At 63.8% G+C, this 329-nt stretch carries 1 protein-coding gene; it reads left to right on the top strand.

Going from position 1 to position 329, the window contains the following annotated elements; genetic code table 11:
* On the top strand, positions 1–329 hold a 329-nt coding region (locus G8767_RS35375), incomplete at both ends, for an HNH endonuclease signature motif containing protein (RefSeq protein ID WP_166814311.1).

A 329-nucleotide genomic window follows, 5' to 3' on the forward strand; every position in this document is an offset into this window, starting at 1 on the left:
TCCCGGCATGCTGGATCTCGACATTCCCGATCTCGACAAACAAGATCTCGATGTCGGCCACATGCCCTGGATGGGACCACTGAGCATCGGCCGCACCCGCATGATCGCCTGCGACTGCATGCTCGGCACCGTCCTCCTCGACGAAAACGGCGCCCCACTCGACGTCACCCCACTCAAAAGGCTTGTCACCGCGGCACAACGCACCGCCCTGATCGCCCGCGACAAAGGATGCGCCTTCCCCGGCTGCGACTGCGTCCCCGCCTGGACCGACGCCCACCACATCAAACACTGGGCCAAAGGAGGACCAACCGTCATGGACAACCTGGTCC

The organism is Rhodococcus sp. IC4_135 (genome assembly GCF_011602025.1).
In the GTDB taxonomy this organism is placed as follows: domain Bacteria; phylum Actinomycetota; class Actinomycetes; order Mycobacteriales; family Mycobacteriaceae; genus Rhodococcus_F; species Rhodococcus_F baikonurensis.